Annotated in this window: 12 protein-coding genes, 3 tRNA genes and 1 pseudogene; 13 read left to right on the top strand and 3 right to left on the bottom strand. The window is 64.6% G+C overall.

Annotation, left to right across the window (positions count from 1 at the left end; genetic code table 11):
• Nucleotides 1-93: 93 nt before the first annotated feature.
• Nucleotides 94-891 (bottom strand): AraC family transcriptional regulator, encoded by a 798-nt coding sequence (locus tag AC16HO_RS01620; RefSeq protein ID WP_395642103.1) that lies wholly within the window; start codon nt 889-891, stop codon nt 94-96.
• A gap of 176 nt (nt 892-1,067) precedes the next feature.
• On the opposite strand from AC16HO_RS01620, the gene AC16HO_RS01625 reads away from it, so the two are divergent.
• The 13 genes and pseudogenes from AC16HO_RS01625 to AC16HO_RS01685 all read left to right on the top strand — a co-directional run bounded on the left by AC16HO_RS01625 (nt 1,068) and on the right by AC16HO_RS01685 (nt 15,842).
• Entirely contained in the window at nt 1,068-2,036 is a 969-nt protein-coding gene (locus AC16HO_RS01625; protein ID WP_395642104.1) for an alpha/beta hydrolase fold domain-containing protein, read from the top strand.
• 293 nt (nt 2,037-2,329) lie between these two features.
• On the top strand, nt 2,330-4,438 hold the full coding sequence (locus AC16HO_RS01630) for a TonB-dependent siderophore receptor (RefSeq protein ID WP_395642105.1): 2,109 nt from the start codon (nt 2,330-2,332) through the stop codon (nt 4,436-4,438).
• Between the two features lie 10 nt (nt 4,439-4,448).
• Nucleotides 4,449-5,873, top strand: a complete 1,425-nt coding sequence (locus AC16HO_RS01635; RefSeq protein ID WP_395642106.1) for an amidohydrolase — start codon at nt 4,449-4,451, stop codon at nt 5,871-5,873.
• A 42-nt stretch (nt 5,874-5,915) separates the two neighbouring features.
• On the top strand, nt 5,916-7,199 hold the full coding sequence (locus AC16HO_RS01640) for an amidohydrolase family protein (RefSeq protein WP_395642107.1): 1,284 nt from the start codon (nt 5,916-5,918) through the stop codon (nt 7,197-7,199).
• Between the two features lie 51 nt (nt 7,200-7,250).
• Nucleotides 7,251-10,487, top strand: a complete 3,237-nt coding sequence (locus AC16HO_RS01645) for an amidohydrolase family protein (RefSeq protein ID WP_395642108.1) — start codon at nt 7,251-7,253, stop codon at nt 10,485-10,487.
• A 100-nt stretch (nt 10,488-10,587) separates the two neighbouring features.
• Nucleotides 10,588-11,001, top strand: coding sequence for a hypothetical protein (locus tag AC16HO_RS01650; protein WP_395642109.1), 414 nt, complete (start codon nt 10,588-10,590; stop codon nt 10,999-11,001).
• 216 nt (nt 11,002-11,217) lie between these two features.
• Nucleotides 11,218-11,727: a low molecular weight protein-tyrosine-phosphatase gene (locus tag AC16HO_RS01655; protein WP_395642110.1), complete on the top strand. Its 510-nt coding sequence runs from the start codon at nt 11,218-11,220 to the stop codon at nt 11,725-11,727.
• Complete coding sequence (gene uvrC, locus AC16HO_RS01660) at nt 11,724-13,589, top strand: excinuclease ABC subunit UvrC (protein WP_395642111.1); 1,866 nt, start codon at nt 11,724-11,726, stop codon at nt 13,587-13,589. Before AC16HO_RS01655 ends, uvrC begins: the two co-directional genes overlap by 4 nt.
• Before the next feature lie 61 nt (nt 13,590-13,650).
• A complete protein-coding gene (gene pgsA / locus AC16HO_RS01665) occupies nt 13,651-14,211 on the top strand; it encodes a CDP-diacylglycerol--glycerol-3-phosphate 3-phosphatidyltransferase (RefSeq protein ID WP_395642112.1) in 561 nt (186 codons plus the stop codon).
• A 70-nt stretch (nt 14,212-14,281) separates the two neighbouring features.
• A tRNA-Gly gene (locus tag AC16HO_RS01670) sits at nt 14,282-14,357 on the top strand.
• Nucleotides 14,358-14,505: 148 nt separating this feature from the next.
• Nucleotides 14,506-14,579, top strand: a tRNA-Cys gene (locus AC16HO_RS01675).
• 151 nt (nt 14,580-14,730) lie between these two features.
• Nucleotides 14,731-15,213: pseudogene (locus AC16HO_RS01680) on the top strand (tyrosine-type recombinase/integrase); the annotation flags it as partial.
• Nucleotides 15,214-15,752: 539 nt separating this feature from the next.
• Nucleotides 15,753-15,842, top strand: a tRNA-Leu gene (locus tag AC16HO_RS01685).
• Nucleotides 15,843-15,940: 98 nt separating this feature from the next.
• Here AC16HO_RS01685 and AC16HO_RS01690 read toward each other — a convergent pair.
• Together AC16HO_RS01690 and phoU are read right to left on the bottom strand one after the other, a co-directional pair.
• Complete coding sequence (locus AC16HO_RS01690; RefSeq protein ID WP_395642621.1) at nt 15,941-16,357, bottom strand: septal ring lytic transglycosylase RlpA family protein; 417 nt, start codon at nt 16,355-16,357, stop codon at nt 15,941-15,943.
• Between the two features lie 146 nt (nt 16,358-16,503).
• Complete coding sequence (phoU, locus tag AC16HO_RS01695; RefSeq protein WP_395642620.1) at nt 16,504-17,214, bottom strand: phosphate signaling complex protein PhoU; 711 nt, start codon at nt 17,212-17,214, stop codon at nt 16,504-16,506.
• Between the last annotated feature and the right edge of the window lie 4 nt (nt 17,215-17,218).

Consider the following 17,218-nt stretch of genomic DNA (forward strand, 5'->3'; position numbering starts at 1 on the left):
TCGCTGTTGCGAACGGGCCATCTTGGTGCGCAGGTTCGTTGGTCGGTTGCCCGGACGATGCGAGCCAATCCTGCGCCGGCCATGCAGGACCGTTCAGTCCGGCGGGATGGCAGACGTGGGTTCGCTGATGACGTAGTGGGTTGGCGATACTCCGAATGTACGTCGGAACATAGCCGCGAACGCGCTGGGGCTGTTGTAGCCGACGTCGAGCGCTGCCGAGGTGACCGAATGCCCGGTTGCGATGCGCGCCAGGGCGTCCACGAGGCGAACCTGCTGACGCCATGTCGCGAAACTCATCCCGGTTTCGCGGCGAAACGTGCGCGTGAACGTGCGCCGGCCCATCGCCGCGGCGCTGGCCCACGCATCGAGCACGTCGTGCTGGGCCGGATCGGCGAGGATGGTCTGGCAGATGCGTGCGAGGCGTTGGTTGATCGGCATCGGCACGTGGAGTGGAATGCGCCGTGCCAATCGAATTTCGTCGAGGATCAGCGCCATGACGCGTGCATCGCGGCCCTCGAGCGCGTACTCCACCGGCAGCTCGGTTGCCGCGAGGATCAGCTCGCGCAGGAGGTTCGATACTTCGAAAACCTGGCAGTTACGCGGCAGATCGGGCGCGGCATCGGCCGCGATATACAAGGTACGGATCTGCACGCGGCCGCGGCAGCGGACTTCGTGTTCGACTCCGGGAGGAATCCAGATCGCGCGCTGCGGCGGTGCCACATAGCTTGCGTCGTGCGTGCTGAGGATGGTGACGCCGCTGATGGCGTAGACGAGCTGCGCGCGAACGTGTCGATGCTTCGGGTCGTGGAAACCGGGGGGATAGTCGTCAGCCAGCACCGCGATCGGTCGCGGCACAAACTGGTAGTCGATGCTTCTCTTGCTGCGCTGCATGTGGCCCACGCGAGACGGCGAATGATCCCCTTTCGACAGCGTATTTTTTGGTGCGGACTAGATTGGCCGACGTTGGGTGAAATCGTGAGTTCGATTCTAAGCACAGAAGCGAAGGTCACGCAATCGCCACCAATTCTCGATTTGGGAGCGTCGATGCGCAACAAGGTACACAAGGCATGAGTGCGGAAATGCTCGCTGGCGATTCGCTCGATCCGCAGATCCGCCGCTTTGTCGACGCTCTCGCCCGGGCGTGGGCGGAATATCCCGCCATGAATTCGCTGCCGGTCGCAGAAAAGCGGCGCATTGCCGAAATCGTGCGGGCACCGTGGCGTCGGGGTGGCCCCGAAATGGCGGAGACGCGGGAAATATCGTTGCCGACGCGCCACGGTCCCGTGCGCGCACGGACTTATCGCCCGGCCGTGGGCGCTGCCGTTCAGCCGGGCATCGTTTATCTCCACGGCGGTGGCTGGATGATGTTCAGCCTCGACACGCACGATCGCGTCATGCGCGAGTTCGCCGCGAGGGCGCGAGCGACGGTCGTCGGCATCGACTACGCGCTGTCGCCCGACGTGAAATTCCCCTTTGCGCTCGAGCAAATCGTTGACGCGGTGCGTGCGTTGCGCGAGCAGGCCGCGGATTTGGGTCTCGACGTGGCGCGCCTTGCGATCGGCGGTGACTCGGCCGGCGCCAATCTGTCCGTCGCTACGAGCCTGGTGCTGCGCGATCTTGGTGCGTCGCAATGGTTGCGCGGCATGTTGTTGATCTACGGCTGTTACGCACCGGAGATTTCCGACGCCGCGGCGAACGGTTTCGGCGCCGAAGGCAATCTGCTTACGGCCGCGGAGATGGCGAGTTTCTGGTTCAACTACCTCGAACGACCCGGCGAGGCTCGCAATCCGCTCGTGTCACCGATGCGTGCCGAACTTGCCGGCCTGCCGCCCGCATTCCTGATCGGCGCGCAATGCGATGTGCTGGCCGAACAGAGCATCGCTTTCGCCGCGAAGTTGCGTGCGGCAGGTGTGTCGGCGGATCTCGTGGAATATCCCGGCGCGACGCACAGTTTTCTCGAAGCCGTGTCCGTATCGGAACTCGCCGATCGGGCGATTACCGACGGTGCGGCCTGGTTGTCCAGGCTGTTCGTGTAGCGGTATCGATACTCGGTTGGGGTGGTCGACGGATTGTTCAGAGGCAGCCATGCGTATCCCGATCGGAAGCGAAGTTCAACCTTTGCAATGGCCTGAACTCGACGATGAAAGACCCTGCCGCGTAGGCATGGCGGACGGAAGAGGATGAGAGTGGATGCGACGGAGCGGCATCGAAAGTCCAGACATGGCAGAGGGGGATACAGTCCCCGCATCGTTTTCACACATTGCCCTTGGGGTGACCTATGATCGTTCGTGAATCGATTTTTCCGTCTCATCCTTGCCGGAGGAATCCGTTGTACGCCGGCATGCTGCTCGCCTTTCTCCTGCCCGTCGCGGCACATTCCGCCGCCACAGACCCGGCTGCCGACAACGACCAGAAGCAGGATGCGGCGCAACTCGAGAGCATCATCGTTTCCGCGCCCAATTACGTGCCGAAGGAAACCAACGGCGCGGCCAAGTCGAACGTGCCGCTGATCGAGACGCCGCAGTCGGTGACGGTGATCACGCGCGACCAGATCGACCTGCTCGACTGGCAGAACCTCAGCCAGGTCGTGCGCTACACATCGGGCATAATCGGCGAGAACTACGGCCCCGATCCGCGCTATGACTGGCTCACGCTGCGCGGCTTCTATCCGCCCGAATACATCGACGGCCTGCAGGCGCCGATTGGCTCGGTCAGCAGCGTCGGTGTCGATCTGTACGGCTTCCAGAACGTCGAAGTGCTCAAGGGCCCGTCGTCGACGCTGTACGGTTTGTCACCCCCGGGCGGTATCGTCAACCTGACCAGCCGCCGCCCCGAGGCGCAGTTCAGCGGCGAAGCGCAGGCGCAGTACGGCAGCTACGGCAACACCCAGCTTGCCGCCGATTTCACCGGCCCGCTCGATACGGATGGCCGCTTCCTCGGCCGCATCACCGCGCTGTGGTTCGACAAGGGCACGCAGGCCAACAACGTCGACACCGACCGCTACTACATCGCGCCGGCATTCACCTGGGTGATTTCGCCGGAGACGAACCTGACCTGGCTCAGCTATTTCCAGCACGACGACGTCTACGGCGACGGCGGCGGCTTCCTACCGATATACGGCGTCGACGCGCCGAATCCGCTCGGTCGCGTGCCGACGGGCACAAACTTGGGCGAACCCGACTACAACCATTTCGACCGCGACCAGTACGGCGTCGGCTACGACTTCAACCATAAGTTCAATGACGACTGGCGCTTCGAGCAGAACCTCAAGTACTTCTCGTCCGATGTAAAGATCAAGCAGATCTACGGTGCCGGTCTTGCCAGCAACGCCGATGGCTCGCTCAACTATGGTCTGGTCAACCGTTACAACTTCCCGTTCAACGAAAATGTCAAGTCGTTCAACATCGATTCGCGCGTCGAAGGCAAGATCGACAGCGGTTCTATCAAGCAGGATTTGCTGATCGGTCTCGACTACCGACGCTACACCGACAGTTCGGAATTCGGTTTCGCCGTTGCTCCGCCGCTCGATCTATTCCATCCCGTCTACGGCAACATCGGTACGCCGCCCACGACTCTGTACCCGTACGTCAACGAAGTGCAGAAACAGACCGGTCTCTACGTTCAGGACCAGATCAAGGTCGATCGCTGGGTAGTGACGCTCGGTGGCCGCGAGGACAACGTCGACACCACCAGTTCAAGCACGTCGTCGACCAACAAGAAGTTCACGTATCACGTCGGCCTCAACTACCTGTTCGACAGCGGCATCGCGCCGTACGTTTCGTATGCGACATCGTTCCTGCCGACGCCGGGCGCCGATTATCACGGCAACCTGTTCAAGCCGACCGAGGGCGGCCAGATCGAAGCTGGCATCAAATATCAGCCTTCGCTCGGGCCGGGCAAGAGCCTGCTGTTCACCGCGGCGACCTATGATCTGACCCAGAAGAACGTGCTGACCGCCGATCCGGCGCACTTGTTCTTCAGCGTGCAAACCGGCGAGGTCGAAGTCAAAGGCATTGAACTCGAGGCGGTCGCCCGCTTCAACGAAACCTGGAGCTTCAATGCGGCGTACACCTACACCGACTCGGAGGTGACCAAGGCCACCGATGCGAGCCTCGGCAAGAAACTAGTACAGGTGCCAAAGCAAATGCTCTCGGCGCTCGCCGACTATACACAGCAGGACGGGTCGCTCGCCGGCCTCGGCGCGAGCCTGGGCATGCGCTATGTCGGCAAGAGCTATGGCGATTCATTCAACCAGTTTCCCGCGCCGTCCGTTGTACTCTGGGACGCGACAGTTCACTACAATCTCGACAAATGGGTGATGCAGCTCAACATGGCGAATCTGCTCGATAAGGAATACCTGTCGCGGTGCTCGAGCACGGCGCAGTGCTTCTACGGCTTGCGCCGTGCGGCCAATTTCACGATTACGCGCAAGTTCTGAAGCCCACCGCATGAAGCTCGCCGCGTTGTTGCTGGTTTTCGCGCTTGGCGCGCCGCTGGCGCAAGCTGGTGCGCGCGACGACGAGGGAAAGTCCCACGTCGCGCGGGGACGCGGAGGGGCCGGGAACGCGCTGCCATGGAAGCGCGATCCGTTCCCCAGCACATACCGGCCCTTGCCGCGGCAGGACACGTTGATCGTAGGCGCCACCGTTCTCGACGGTGCGGGGCATCGTTTCGAACACGCGAACCTGCTGTTGCGCGACGGCAAGATCGTCGCGCTATCCACGCGAGCCATCCCGGAACCCGCGGGCGCCACAACGATCGATGCGAAGGGGCGCTGGGTGACGCCCGGCATCATCGACGTGCACTCGCATGATGGCGATTTTGCCGCGCCGTTCACCAGCCTCGACGCAGAGAACTCCGACGTCAGCGAGGGTAGCGATCCGATCACCCCGAATGTCTGGGCCGAGCACTCCATCGCGGTGCAGGACCCCTCGTTCGCCCGCGCCCGCGCGGGCGGCGTCACCACGCTGCAGATCCTGCCGGGATCGAGCAACCTGATCGGTGGCCGCAGCGTCGTGCTCAAGAACGTGCCGGCGACGACCGTGCAGGCGATGAAGTTTCCCGGCGCGCCCTACGGCGTCAAGTTCGCCTGCGGCGAGAATCCGAAGTACACCTACGGCGAAAAGGGCCGGTTCCCGTCGAGCCGCATGGGCAACGTCGCCGGCATGCGCGCGGCATTTATCGAAGCGGCCGAGTACCGGAGCAAATGGCTCGACTACGTCGCCGGCCACGGCAAGCGGCCCGACGACGACCTGAAGAAGGACACGCTTGCCGGCATCCTCGACGGCGACATCCGCACGCACTGGCATTGCTACCGCGCCGACGACATGGCGACGCTGTTCGACGTGGCCAAGGAAGCGCACTTCCATATCGACGCGTTCCACCATGCGGTCGAGGCGTACAAGATTCCGCAACTGTTCGTGGCCAACCATACCTGCGCCGTCGTCTGGTCGGACTGGTGGGGCTACAAGATGGAAGCGTTCGACGGCATCCGCGAGAACGCGGCCTTCGTCGACGCCGCCGGCGCCTGCGTCACGATGCATTCGGATTCGCCATGGCTCGGCCAGCGCCTGACCCTCGAAGCGGGCAAGGCGCTCGCCGCCGGCCGTCGCGCTGGCCTTGCGATCGCGCCCGAGCACGCGATCACCTGGGTCACGCTCAATCCGGCCAAGGTGCTCGGCCTCGACGCGCAGACGGGTTCGCTCGAAGCGGGCAAGAACGCCGACGTGGTGGTCTGGTCGGGCGATCCGTTCAGCGTCTACACCAAGGCCGACCAGGTCTTCATCGACGGCGCGCTGGTCTACGACCGGGCCGATCCCAAGCGTCAGCCGCGTTCGGATTTCGAACTCGGCGAGCCGAGCATGGCGAAGTGAACGGCGATGGCAATTAAGTATAAAATAGCCATAAATATACTCTTGCTCGCATCGTGCGCGCTGGCCGCGGCGGCTGCGGCAGCTGCCGAAACGATCGCCGTCGTCCATGCGCAGGCGTGGACGATGACCGGCGCGGACGGCGGCCGCATCGACGATGCGACGATCGTCATCCGCGACGGCGTCTATGATTCGGTCGTCGCCAAGGCGCCGCCGCCGGCGGGCGCGCGCGTGATCGACGCCGCGGGCCGCACGGTCACGCCGGGCCTGATGAACGCGGACACGCACCTCGGCCTCGTTGAAGTGGCCTCGCTCGAAGAGACGCGCGACTACGCGGCCAGCGGCGGCCCGCTCGGCGCGGCCTTCGACGTGGAGTACGCACTCAATCCGAATTCGCTGCTGCTGCCGGTCGCCCTGGCCGACGGACTCACGCGCGCGGCGACGAGCCCCACGGCGTCTTCGGACCCGGCGTTCCTCGGCATGGGCGCGGTGCTGCGCATACAGCCCGGCGCGGAAACCCTGGACCGCGCGAAAGCGGCCATGTACGCGAGCGTCGGCGGCCTCGAGATCAAACAAAACGGCGGATCGCGCAGCGCGCAGTGGCAGCTGATGCGCAACGCGTTCGCCGAGGCGAAGACCTACGCGCCGCCGAAGTCCGGCGCGGGCGCGCCGCGCGATCAGGTGCAGAACGTGCTCAACATCGCGGCGCTGCACGCGATGCTCGAAGCGCGCATGCCGCTCGCCGTGCGCGCCGCGCGCGAATCGGACATCCGCCAGGCGGTGGCGCTCGCCGACGACTATCGCCTGCCGCTGATCGTGCTCGGCGGCGCCGAAGCCTGGCGCTGCGCGGACCTGCTCGCGGCGCACAAGGCCGCCGTCGTGCTCGACCCCGAAGCCAACCTGCCGTGGACGTTCGACGAACTCGGTGCGCGCTCCGACAGCGCGGCGCTCCTCGCGCGCGCGGGCGTGACGATCGCGTTCAGCGTGTCGGGCAACACGATCTACCTCAGCCACAACGCCGGCGTCGCCGCGCGCGAAGGCGCGGGCCTGGCGGTCGCCGACGGACTGCCTTACGCGCAGGCGCTGCAGGCGCTGACGGTGAATCCCGCGCGCATCTTCGGCATCGCCGATCATTACGGCAGCATGGCGCGCGGCCTCGACGCCGACCTCGTCGTCTGGAACGGCGATCCGCTCGAGCCGGCGAGCGCGCCCGACGTCGTGTTCGTGCGCGGCGTGCAGGCATCGCGCATCACGCGCCAAACGCTGCTGCGCGACCGCTATGCGCCGCAGCATGCGCAGGATCGCTGGCCGCCCGCGTACCGTCCCTGACGCCTTCGCGATGCTGCCCGCGTCCTCGTCCACTACCAGAGCCAACCACCCATGGGCCTGAAACGTCTGCTTGTGCTCGCTGCGCTTTGCCTGGCCGCGGGCTTCGCGGCGGCCGAGAACGCGCTGCCGCTGGTGCCGGCGCGGCACGTCCGCTTCGATACCGACGAAGGCACCTGGATCTCGCTCGACGTCGCGCCCGACGGCCGCAGCATCGTGTTCGAGCTGCTTGGCGATCTGTACACGCTGCCGATCGGCGGCGGCGAGGCGAAGGCGATCACGCACGGCCTTGCGTTTGATTCGCAGCCGCGCTTTGCACCCGACGGCAAGCACATCGTTTTCGTCAGCGACCGCTCCGGCAACGAGAACGTCTGGATCGCCGATCCGGATGGTGCGCATGCACATCAGATTTCTCGCTACGACGACAACGCCGTGTTCACGTCGCCTGCGTGGTCCGCGGATGGGCGCGCGATTTTCGTCTCGATCTTCCATCCCGACCTGACCGCGTTCGAGCTGTACCGCTTCGCGCTCGACGGCGAGGGCAAAGGCGAGCGCATCACGCAAGGCAAGACCTACGATGCGCAGCCGAAGGACCAGCGCTACAGCGCGCTGGGCGCGGTCGCGGCACACGATGGGCGTACGCTTTACCTTGCCGGGTCCTACGGCACCTTCGAGGAGGACATGACGCTGCCGATATGGAGCATCGAACGGCGTGATCTCGCCAGCGGCGCCAGCGATATTGTCGCCACGAATCAAGGCAGCGCGATGCGACCGGCCTTGTCGCCCGACGGCAAAACGCTCGTGTATGCCGTGCGGGATCGCGGTCAGACCGGTTTGCGCGTGCGCGATCTCGGAAGCGGTGCCGATCGCGAACTGATCCGGGTCGCACAGCACGACGATCAGGAAGGCGAGGGATCGCGCGATCTCGTGCCGGGCTACGCGTTCACGCCCGACGGCCGCGCGCTGATCGCAGCCTATGCCGGCAAGATCCATCGCATCGAACTCGCCGGCGGCAGGGCGAATGTGATTCCGTTCCATGCCCATGTCGATGTCGACGTCGGCCCGTCGCTGCGCCAATCGTTCAAGAACGAGACCGGGCCGGTGAAGGCACGCCTCGTCCAGTTCCCGGCGCTGTCGCCGGACGGCAGCCGCGTGGCATTCTCGGCGCTCGGCCGCGTGTACACGATGGATCTCGCGCCGCACGCCGCGCCGCACGCGCTGACGCCGGCCGGCGTGGCGGCGTTCCAGCCGTCGTGGTCGCCCGACGGCAAATCCATCGTCTATGTCGATTGGAGCGCGAAGGATGCGGGAAACATCTGGCGTATTGACGCGGCGGGCGGCAAGCCGCAGACGCTGACTCACGAATCGTCGTATTACACGAATCCGGTTTTCACTCCGGACAGTTCGGCGATCGTCGCGCAGCGTTCGAGCAACGTCGATCGCATGCACACCTACATGGAATACGGCCCGTTGCGCCAGGCCGACCTGATCGCGCTGCCCGCACGCGGCGGCGAAGCGCGCGTGCTTGCGAGCGGGCGCATGGGCGGCGTGCCGCATTTCGGCGCCGGACGTGGCGAAGTCGACGTCGTGTTCGACGACGGCCTCGACGCGGTCAAGCTCGACGGTTCGGGGCGGCGCAAGCTCGTCTCCGTGACCGGCCCGGGTTTCTATTTCCAGGAGGGCCGCGTGCCGGTCGACGATCTGCGTATCAGCCCCGACGGGCGCTACGCGCTCGCGCAGATCGTCGAGCAGCTCTATCTGCTGCGCATGCCGGAGAAGCCGGGCGAGACGATCGACCTCGCAGCGCCGCCGGTCGCGCATCGCAAACTGACCGACGTCGGCGCGGATTTCTTCGGCTGGGCCGATGGCGGCAAGAGCGTGTTCTGGGCGGTCGGCTCGACGCTGTACAAGCAGCCGCTGGCGCAGATCGCGCTCGATCGCGTCGGCGAAAAAGGGCAGGGCGCATCGCCGCAGGCCGGCAAGGACGGTGTGGAAGCGTTCGCGATCGACGTCGAAGTGCCGCGCGACGTTCCGCACGGCACGCTCGTGCTGCGCGGTGCGACCGCGGTGACGATGCGCGGCGACGAGGTGATCGACGACGCCGACATCGTCGTCGTCGACGATCGCATCGCCGCGATCGGCAAGCGCGGCACGGTGGCGATTCCCGAACACGCCGCCGTGCGCGACGTGCACGGCAAGTTCATCGTGCCCGGATTCATCGACACGCACGACCATTGGGCCGAGGTGCGCCGCGGCGTGCTCGACATGCAGAACTGGAGCTTCCTGACCGATCTCGCCTACGGCAAGACCGCCGGGCTCGATCCCTCGCCGCTGTCGATCGACATGCTCGCCTACCAGGACCTGATCGATGCGGGACTGTCGCTCGGCCCGCGCGTCTACTCGACCGGACCGGCGATCTTTTCCTACAACGAGTTCACGAGCCTCGACCAGGTGCGCGCAGTGCTGTCGCGCTATCCCGACCATTTCCGCACGCGCAACCTCAAGGAATACCGCACCGGCAACCGGCGCGTGCGCGAATGGGTGGTCATGGCGGCGAAGGAACTCGGCATGCAGCCGACCTGCGAAGGCGCGCTCGACATGAAGCTCGACCTCACCCAGATCATCGACGGTTTCCCCGGCAACGAGCACGCGCTGACTGCGGCGCCGCTGTACAAGGATGTGATCGAGCTGCTCGCGCAGACGCGCGTAAGTTACACGACGACGCTGCAGATTTCGCACGGGGGACCGCCCGCGCAGAATTTCTACATCGAGCACGACCTGCCGCAGAACGATCCGAAGCTCGCGCATTTCTCGCCGCCGCTGCTCGCCGAAAAGAAATTCTCGCGGCGCCATTGGTACGCTCCCAGTGAATATTTCTTCGGCGCGATCGCGCAGGGCGCGGCGAGCGTGCAGCGCGCGGGCGGCCTCGTCGGCATCGGCGCGCACGGCGAGGTGCCCGGCTATGGCATCCATTGGGAGATGCAGGCGCACGCGGCCGGCGGCATGACGCCGCACGAAGTGCTGCACGCGGCGACGATCGGCTCGGCCGAGACGATCGGGCGGCAGGACGAGCTCGGCAGCCTCGACGCCGGCAAGTTCGCCGACCTCGTCGTGCTCGACAAGAATCCGCTCGACGACATCCGCAACGCGCTCGCGATCCGCTGGGTGATGAAGAACGGACGTCTCTACGACGCGGCGACGCTCGACGAACTCTATCCGCAGCCGCGCAAGTTGCCGCCGCAGTGGTTCACGCGGGAAAGAGAAGAGATCAAACTCGCGCAGGTACCCTGATTCGCTTTCCGGGCCGGCAGGCACCGTTGGCCAGCCGGTTCGGCTGGGCTCCGCTCGATTTCAATCCGGCAGACGAACTGCCTTCAACCAGGAGATTCCCATGACGCTTGCTAAAACCCTGCTTGCCCTCGCGGTTGTGTTGATGCCGATCGAGCCCACGTTCGCCGCGCAGAACGATTCGCGGATGATCGAGATCTACCACATCGCGCCCGGCAAGCACGTCGAGTTTCTCAAGCTGATCGCGCAATACGACGAAGCCAATCGCCAGGCGGGTTTGCCACCGCGCGAACTGTACGTACATTCGGATGGCGGATCGTGGGACTTTCTCCTGATCCAGAACGAGAACGCCGACCCAGCCAAGCAGGCGCTCGTCGACGCGGCGCTGAAGAAACTCGGCGCGCCGACCGGCGCCAAATTCTGGGTCGCGATTCGCCAAGCCATCAGTGAGCACAGCGACACGGTCGCGACAGGGCCGACCACCGCCGGCGATTGGCTTAAGAAACTCGAAAACTGACGCAGCCCGCACGCGTCTGCTTCAATCGCAATCAGTGCTTCGAGACGGGCAGTGACGGGTAGCTGCCGGTAGGGCTGGTCGCGCACACTGCACGGCAATTTCGTCCCGCTTCGATGGTTGCCGTGGATGTGCATTCGCGTTGATGCACATGGTCGAGCCCTCGCACGAAGCAGTTCGCAGCGATGGCTTCCAGGCGTGCTGGTCTATAATGAAAACGTGAGATTCCTCTTCGTCTGCCTCGGCAACATCTGCCGCTCGCCCGTGGTCGAGGTGGTGGCGCGGGTACGCTTCGCGCGCGCGGGGCTCGATATCGAGGTCGACTCGGCCGGTACGGGCGGCTGGCATGCGGGCAATGCGGCCGATCCGCGCTCGTGCGCGAGCGCGCTGGCACGCGGCTACGATCTGTCCGCGCATCGCGCGCGCCGGGTGGCCGCCGATGACTTCGAGCGCTTCGACAAGCTGTTGGTCATGGATCGCATGAACCTGCGTGATCTGACGCGCGTGGCGCCGGGCGAGGAGCACGACCGGATCGCGATGTTCCTGCCGTGGGCCGGACTCGCCGATCCGCATGACCTGCCCGATCCGTACTACGGGCAGGAGCGGGACTTCGACACTGTCGTCACCCTCGCCGAGCGCGGTGTGGACGGATTGATTCGGCGCGTTTCAGCCCTCATCCAGGATGGGGGAGATCACCGGGCGGCCATCCGCGGCCGCGCCTCGCAATGAATCAGGAATCGAATATCTCATTCGATGGCAAGGAGTTCGTGCGCACGCTGACCAGTTCGCCTGGCGTGTACCGCATGTTCGACGCGCGCGGCGAGTTGCTCTATGTCGGCAAGGCCGGCAACCTGAAGAAGCGCGTCGGCAGTTATTTTCTCAAGCCACGCCTCGAGCCGCGCATCATGTCGATGATCTCGCAGATCGCGCGCATGGAGACGACGCTGACGCGTACCGAAGGCGAGGCGCTGCTGCTCGAAGCGCAGTTGATCAAGTCGCTCAAACCGCGCTACAACATCCTGCTGCGCGACGACAAAAGCTATCCGTACATCTATCTGTCCGAGGGAGAGGATTTCCCGCGGATGGCATTCCATCGCGGCGCGAAAGCGGGCAAGGGCAAATACTTCGGCCCGTTTCCCAGCGCGTGGGCGGTGCGCGAGAGCCTCAACCACATGCAGAAGATCTTTCTCGTGCGTCAGTGCGAGGACAGCTACTTCCGCAACCGCTCGCGGCCGTGTCTGCAATACCAGATCGGCCGTTGCAGCGCGCCCTGCGTCGGCCTCATCGGCAAGGACGAATACCGCGAAGGCGTGCGCCACGCGGCGATGTTTCTCGACGGCAAGAGCGATGCGGTGATCGGCGAGTTGGTCGGCGCGATGGAAAGCGCGAGCCGCGCGCTCGAATTCGAAAGAGCAGCGAAGGTGCGCGACCAGGTATCGACGCTGAAGCGCCTTCTGGCGAAGAACTACGTGCAGGGCGCCAGCGCCGATCTCGACGCGATCGCCTGCCGCATCGACGGCGGCGTCGCCTGCGTGTCGGTGATGTATTTTCGCGGCGGCGTCAACCTCGGTTCACGTGATTTTTTCCCGAAGCTGCCGCATGATGCCGAAGTTGCCGACGTGCTGACTTCGTTCATCGCCCAGTACTACGTCGACAAGCCGGTGCCGCGCGAATTGCTCGTTGAACAGGCGCTGCCCGACGCCGAACTGCTGGCGCAGGCGTTCGCCGAGCGGGCGGGGCATGAGATCGCGATCAAGCACAGCGTCCGCGCCGAACGCGCGCGTTTCCTCGAACTGGCGGCGAAGAACGCGGAAGGCGCGCTGGCTGCGCGCCTGGCGAGCAACGAGACGCAGCGCGAACGCTTCGAATCGCTGCGCGATCTGCTTGGTCTCGACGAAGTGCCGCAGCGTCTGGAATGTTTCGATATCAGCCACACGATGGGCGAGGCGACAGTGGCGTCCTGCGTCGTCTACGGGCCGGAAGGGCCGATCAAGGCGCAGTACCGCCGTTACAACATCGCCGGCATCGAGCCGGGTGACGACTACGCGGCGATGAGGCAGGCGCTGGAGCGGCGTTTTCGACGCGGCGCCGCAGAGCCCTCTCCCACGGATGCTTCGCCCGGGGGAGAGGGGGAGAAACTGAATTTTCCCGACATTCTCCTGATCGACGGTGGCAAGGGCCAGGTGCGACAGGCACTCGACGTGCTCGCCGATCTCGCTATCGCGGAGGTGCTCGTCGTCGGCGTGGCCAAAGGCGTCGAGCGCAGGGCGGGGCACGAGACGCTGATCCTCGGTGCCAGCGGCAAAACCCTGTGGCCGGGCCCCGAATCGCCTGCGCTGCACCTGATCCAGAGCGTGCGCGACGAGGCGCACCGCTTCGCGATCACGGGCCATCGCAAGCAGCGCCAGAAGGCCCGCGACACGAGCCGGCTCGAAGACATCGCCGGCATCGGCGCCAAGCGCCGCGCGGCCCTGCTCAAGCATTTCGGCGGCCTGCCCGGCGTCGTCAACGCCGGCGTCGAGGAGATCGCCCGGGTCAAAGGCATGAGCCGCGAGCTGGCTGAGAAAATCTACGCGTTGTTCCACGGCTGAACTCGCGTTGCTTTCCTGTGTCACACTGCGGCAAATCGAAATCCACCGCGATATCCACGCAATGCATCTGACCTGGCCGACCATCCTCACCCTGTTCCGCATCGCGCTGCTGCCGGTGATGGTTGTCGTGTTCTACATTCCTTTCCGTGGCGCGAACGTCACCGCCGCGCTGATCTTCCTGCTCGCCGCGATCACTGACTGGCTCGACGGCTACATCGCCAGGCGCTACAACATGTGGTCGGCATTCGGCGCGTTTCTCGACCCGGTCGCGGACAAGCTCATGGTCGCGGTGACCCTGTTCCTGCTTGTGCAGGAAAACCCGACTCCGCTGCTTGCGGTAACCAGCGCGGTCATCGTCGGCCGCGAGATCACGATCTCGGCGCTGCGCGAATGGATGGCGGAGATCGGGGAGCGCACGCGCGTCAGCGTCGCCATGCTCGGCAAGATCAAGACGGTGATGCAGATCATCGCGATCGAGGTGCTGCTCTACCAGCACGACCTCGAGGGCCTGCGTCTGTTCCATGTCGGCGAAACCCTGCTGGTGATCGCCGCGGCGATGACGATCTGGTCGGCGTTCGAATACCTGCGCGCGGCCTGGCCGGCGTTGCGCAACCGGATCTGATGCGCTGGGTGGAAACTTTGCTGCCAGTGGTTGACATGGGGCGCGTAAAACGGCATCATTTTGGGCTCGCGCGGGAATAGCTCAGTTGGTAGAGCACGACCTTGCCAAGGTCGGGGTCGCGAGTTCGAGTCTCGTTTCCCGCTCCAGCATTTGTGTATTTTCGCGATCGTCCCTGATCGCGAGGATCAAAAAAGCGACCATCCCAGGTCGCACTTTTCAATACAGAACCTCGGCAAACCGAGGTTTTGTTTTTTCCGGGATACGTTGCTACGCTTCCGGAAGCCATCATGCAGAGGCGGGGTGGCAGAGTGGTCATGCAGCGGCCTGCAAAGCCGTGTACGCCGGTTCGATTCCGACCCTCGCCTCCAACATCGGATAACCAGAAATCATGCGACACCACTAAAACCGCGCTACGACGCGGTTTTTTGTTGCTCGAAGGTAACACCTGTTCCTTATAGATCACTTGTCGTCATCCAATTCTGGCGGTAACAGCTCCTGTTCGGGATCGGAGTTGCCGCCATGCTGACACCTTCAGCAGTCCGGAACGCCAAACCGCAAGCCGCGCCGTACAAGCTCCGCGACGAACGTGGCATGTACCTGCTTGTGCAGCCGAACGATTCACGCTGGTGGCGCGTGGACCATCGCCGCCCAGGCACGGGCAAACGCAACACGCTTTCGCTCGGCACCTTTCCAGACGTGATGTTGAAGCGCGCTCGTGAGAAGCGCGACGAGGCACGAAAGCTACTGGCTGACGGCATCGACCCCGGCGAGAGTCGCAAGGCATCGCAGCGCGCGGCCGAAGTGCGTGCAGCGAACAGTTTCGAAGCCGTCGCCGCGGAGTGGCTGGACACCATGCGGAGCGAGTGGGTCGATGACCACACGCGGAAGATTCGCGCGTGGTTGGAGCAGCACGTGAATCCGACCATCGGCGCCGTGTCGATCGCGGAGCTCGGGTCGCCGGACATCCTCGTCATGCTCCGCAAGCTGGTGACGCGCGGCACGCTCAACAGGGCGGGCCGTGTGCGCGAGATGGTCAGCGCTGCGTTCCGTTACGCCAGGCGCAGGTTGATGGACCACGCGCAAGGTCCTCGTGCACCGCGTATCGATCACGATGGAAGCGGACTTCTGTATTGCGACCGTCGAGGAAGCCATCGCCAAATACGACAGGCCGGAGACTCGCTCCAGAGTAGCGCAAGAGTGCTCGCACATCGGTGGCTTAGCTTCGCTACGGGGCGAGCATGACGGCGCAGGCTGGGTCTGTTACCCTTTTGCGCCCTTCGATGCCGACGAGGGGCGAGAGATTTCAGGGTGGTCGCGAACGGATGGTGGTAGGTTTGGCGGTAAGTCGAAAACGTGTAGTTGCGAGAACCGCGCAGTGATGCGAAAAACCTGAAAGAATTCGATTCCGACCCTCCCGTGTTTGTGCGCTCGCCCCTGACCGCGAAGATCACGAAATGGCCCGCCATGGCGTGTATCCCCGGCGCGCCTTGCGCGCAATGCGGTATTCTTTCGCTACGAAGCAGATCGGTACGGCCCGCAAGGCCCGGATGGCGAAATCGGTAGACGCAGCGGACTTAAAATCCGCCGGACTCAAAAGGTTCGTGCCGGTTCGATTCCGGCTCCGGGCACCACGCCAGTCCGCTCATCGCTGGATTGCCGATCCAGAACAGCCATCCCGCGCGCCGGGAAAGGCTCGCGCGATGGCTGCCATGGCATCGCGCGACGGTGCTCAGTTGACTGGCTCGAGGTCCACTTCGAAAGTCGAATTGCGGCCCATGCCCAACTGGTGCGCGGCGGCGACGGACAGGTCGATGACGCGGCCCTTCTGCACCGGACCGCGGTCGTTGACGCGTACGACGACGGTTTTGCCGTTCTTCTTGTTGGTCACCTTGACCTTGGTGCCGAACGCATAGCTCGGATTGGCTGCGGTCAGCGCATCGCGGTTGTAGCGTTCGCCGCTGGCGGTGCGGTGGCCGTTGAGGCGATCGCTGTAGACCGCCGCGAGGCCGTGCTGGCTTGCGTCCGTCGATGCCGTCTGATGCGTGTCGGCGGGCGCGGGTTTCGTCTGCGCCGACGCCACTGCGGAAACACCGACCGCGATCGCAGCGGCGGACACCCTGACCCACAACGCCTTCGAAACTTGCATGTTTCACTCCTTGTGCTTGGGGGAAATGCCGGCTCGACGGCATCCTACCGCAGCAGCGGCAAGGTGCCAAACGGTCCGCATTTCTGCTGCGCGGGCGGCACGGCGCTTGCCGCGGTGCCGGCCGCGAGCCTTTGCGAACGACGCTCTCAGGAGTTCGCTTCGACCTGATCGAGGCTGGTCTTGTCGCCCTTGGGCCGTGGTGCATCGAGCACGCTGCCGGTGACGAGGTAGTAGATCGACTCGGCGATGTTGGTGACGTGATCGCCGATGCGCTCGACGTTCTTGGCGATGAACATCAAGTGCATGCCGATCGCGACGTTGCGCGGATCGGCCTTCATGTAGTCGATCAGGCGGCGCGAGAGCCCGGTGTAGGTGTCGTCGATCTGCTCGTCGCAGGCCCAGACCGTGACCGCTTTTTCCTGGTTGCGTTCGCCGAATGCGGCGACGACGTCGGCAAGCTGCCTTGATGCCAATTCGCCGAGTTCGCCGATTTCGATCAGCCATTGTTCGGGCGAGTGCGCATTGAGCGCGATTACGCGCTTGCAGATGTTCGCCGAGAAATCGCAGATGCGTTCGAGTTCGACGACGACACGCAGGGTCGATATCACCTCGCGCAGGTCGCGCGCGATCGGCTGGCGCAGCGCGAGCACGCGGATAGCGCGCGCCTCGATGTCGCGTTCGAGCGCATCGACGTCGATGTCGTCGCGGATCACGCACGCGGCGGCTTCCACGTCGCGCTTGCGCAGGGCAGTCATCGTCGCTACGAACTGGGTCTGCGCCGATTCGCCCATGCGCGCGATCGCGGCGTTGAGCTGGGAAAGTTCGTCGTCGAAACTCTTTACGATATGGTCGGACATGGGA

This window comes from Rudaea sp. (genome assembly GCF_057139185.1).

Coding starts and splice junctions, on each gene's coding strand:
- AC16HO_RS01620 (WP_395642103.1), bottom strand. CDS start 891: ATGCAGCGCAGCAAGAGAAGCATCGACTACCAGTTTGTGCCGCGACCG.
- pgsA (WP_395642112.1), top strand. CDS start 13,651: ATGCATCTGACCTGGCCGACCATCCTCACCCTGTTCCGCATCGCGCTG.
- AC16HO_RS01690 (WP_395642621.1), bottom strand. CDS start 16,357: ATGCAAGTTTCGAAGGCGTTGTGGGTCAGGGTGTCCGCCGCTGCGATC.
- AC16HO_RS01645 (WP_395642108.1), top strand. CDS start 7,251: ATGGGCCTGAAACGTCTGCTTGTGCTCGCTGCGCTTTGCCTGGCCGCG.
- AC16HO_RS01625 (WP_395642104.1), top strand. CDS start 1,068: ATGAGTGCGGAAATGCTCGCTGGCGATTCGCTCGATCCGCAGATCCGC.
- phoU (WP_395642620.1), bottom strand. CDS start 17,214: ATGTCCGACCATATCGTAAAGAGTTTCGACGACGAACTTTCCCAGCTC.
- AC16HO_RS01650 (WP_395642109.1), top strand. CDS start 10,588: ATGACGCTTGCTAAAACCCTGCTTGCCCTCGCGGTTGTGTTGATGCCG.
- uvrC (WP_395642111.1), top strand. CDS start 11,724: ATGAATCAGGAATCGAATATCTCATTCGATGGCAAGGAGTTCGTGCGC.
- AC16HO_RS01635 (WP_395642106.1), top strand. CDS start 4,449: ATGAAGCTCGCCGCGTTGTTGCTGGTTTTCGCGCTTGGCGCGCCGCTG.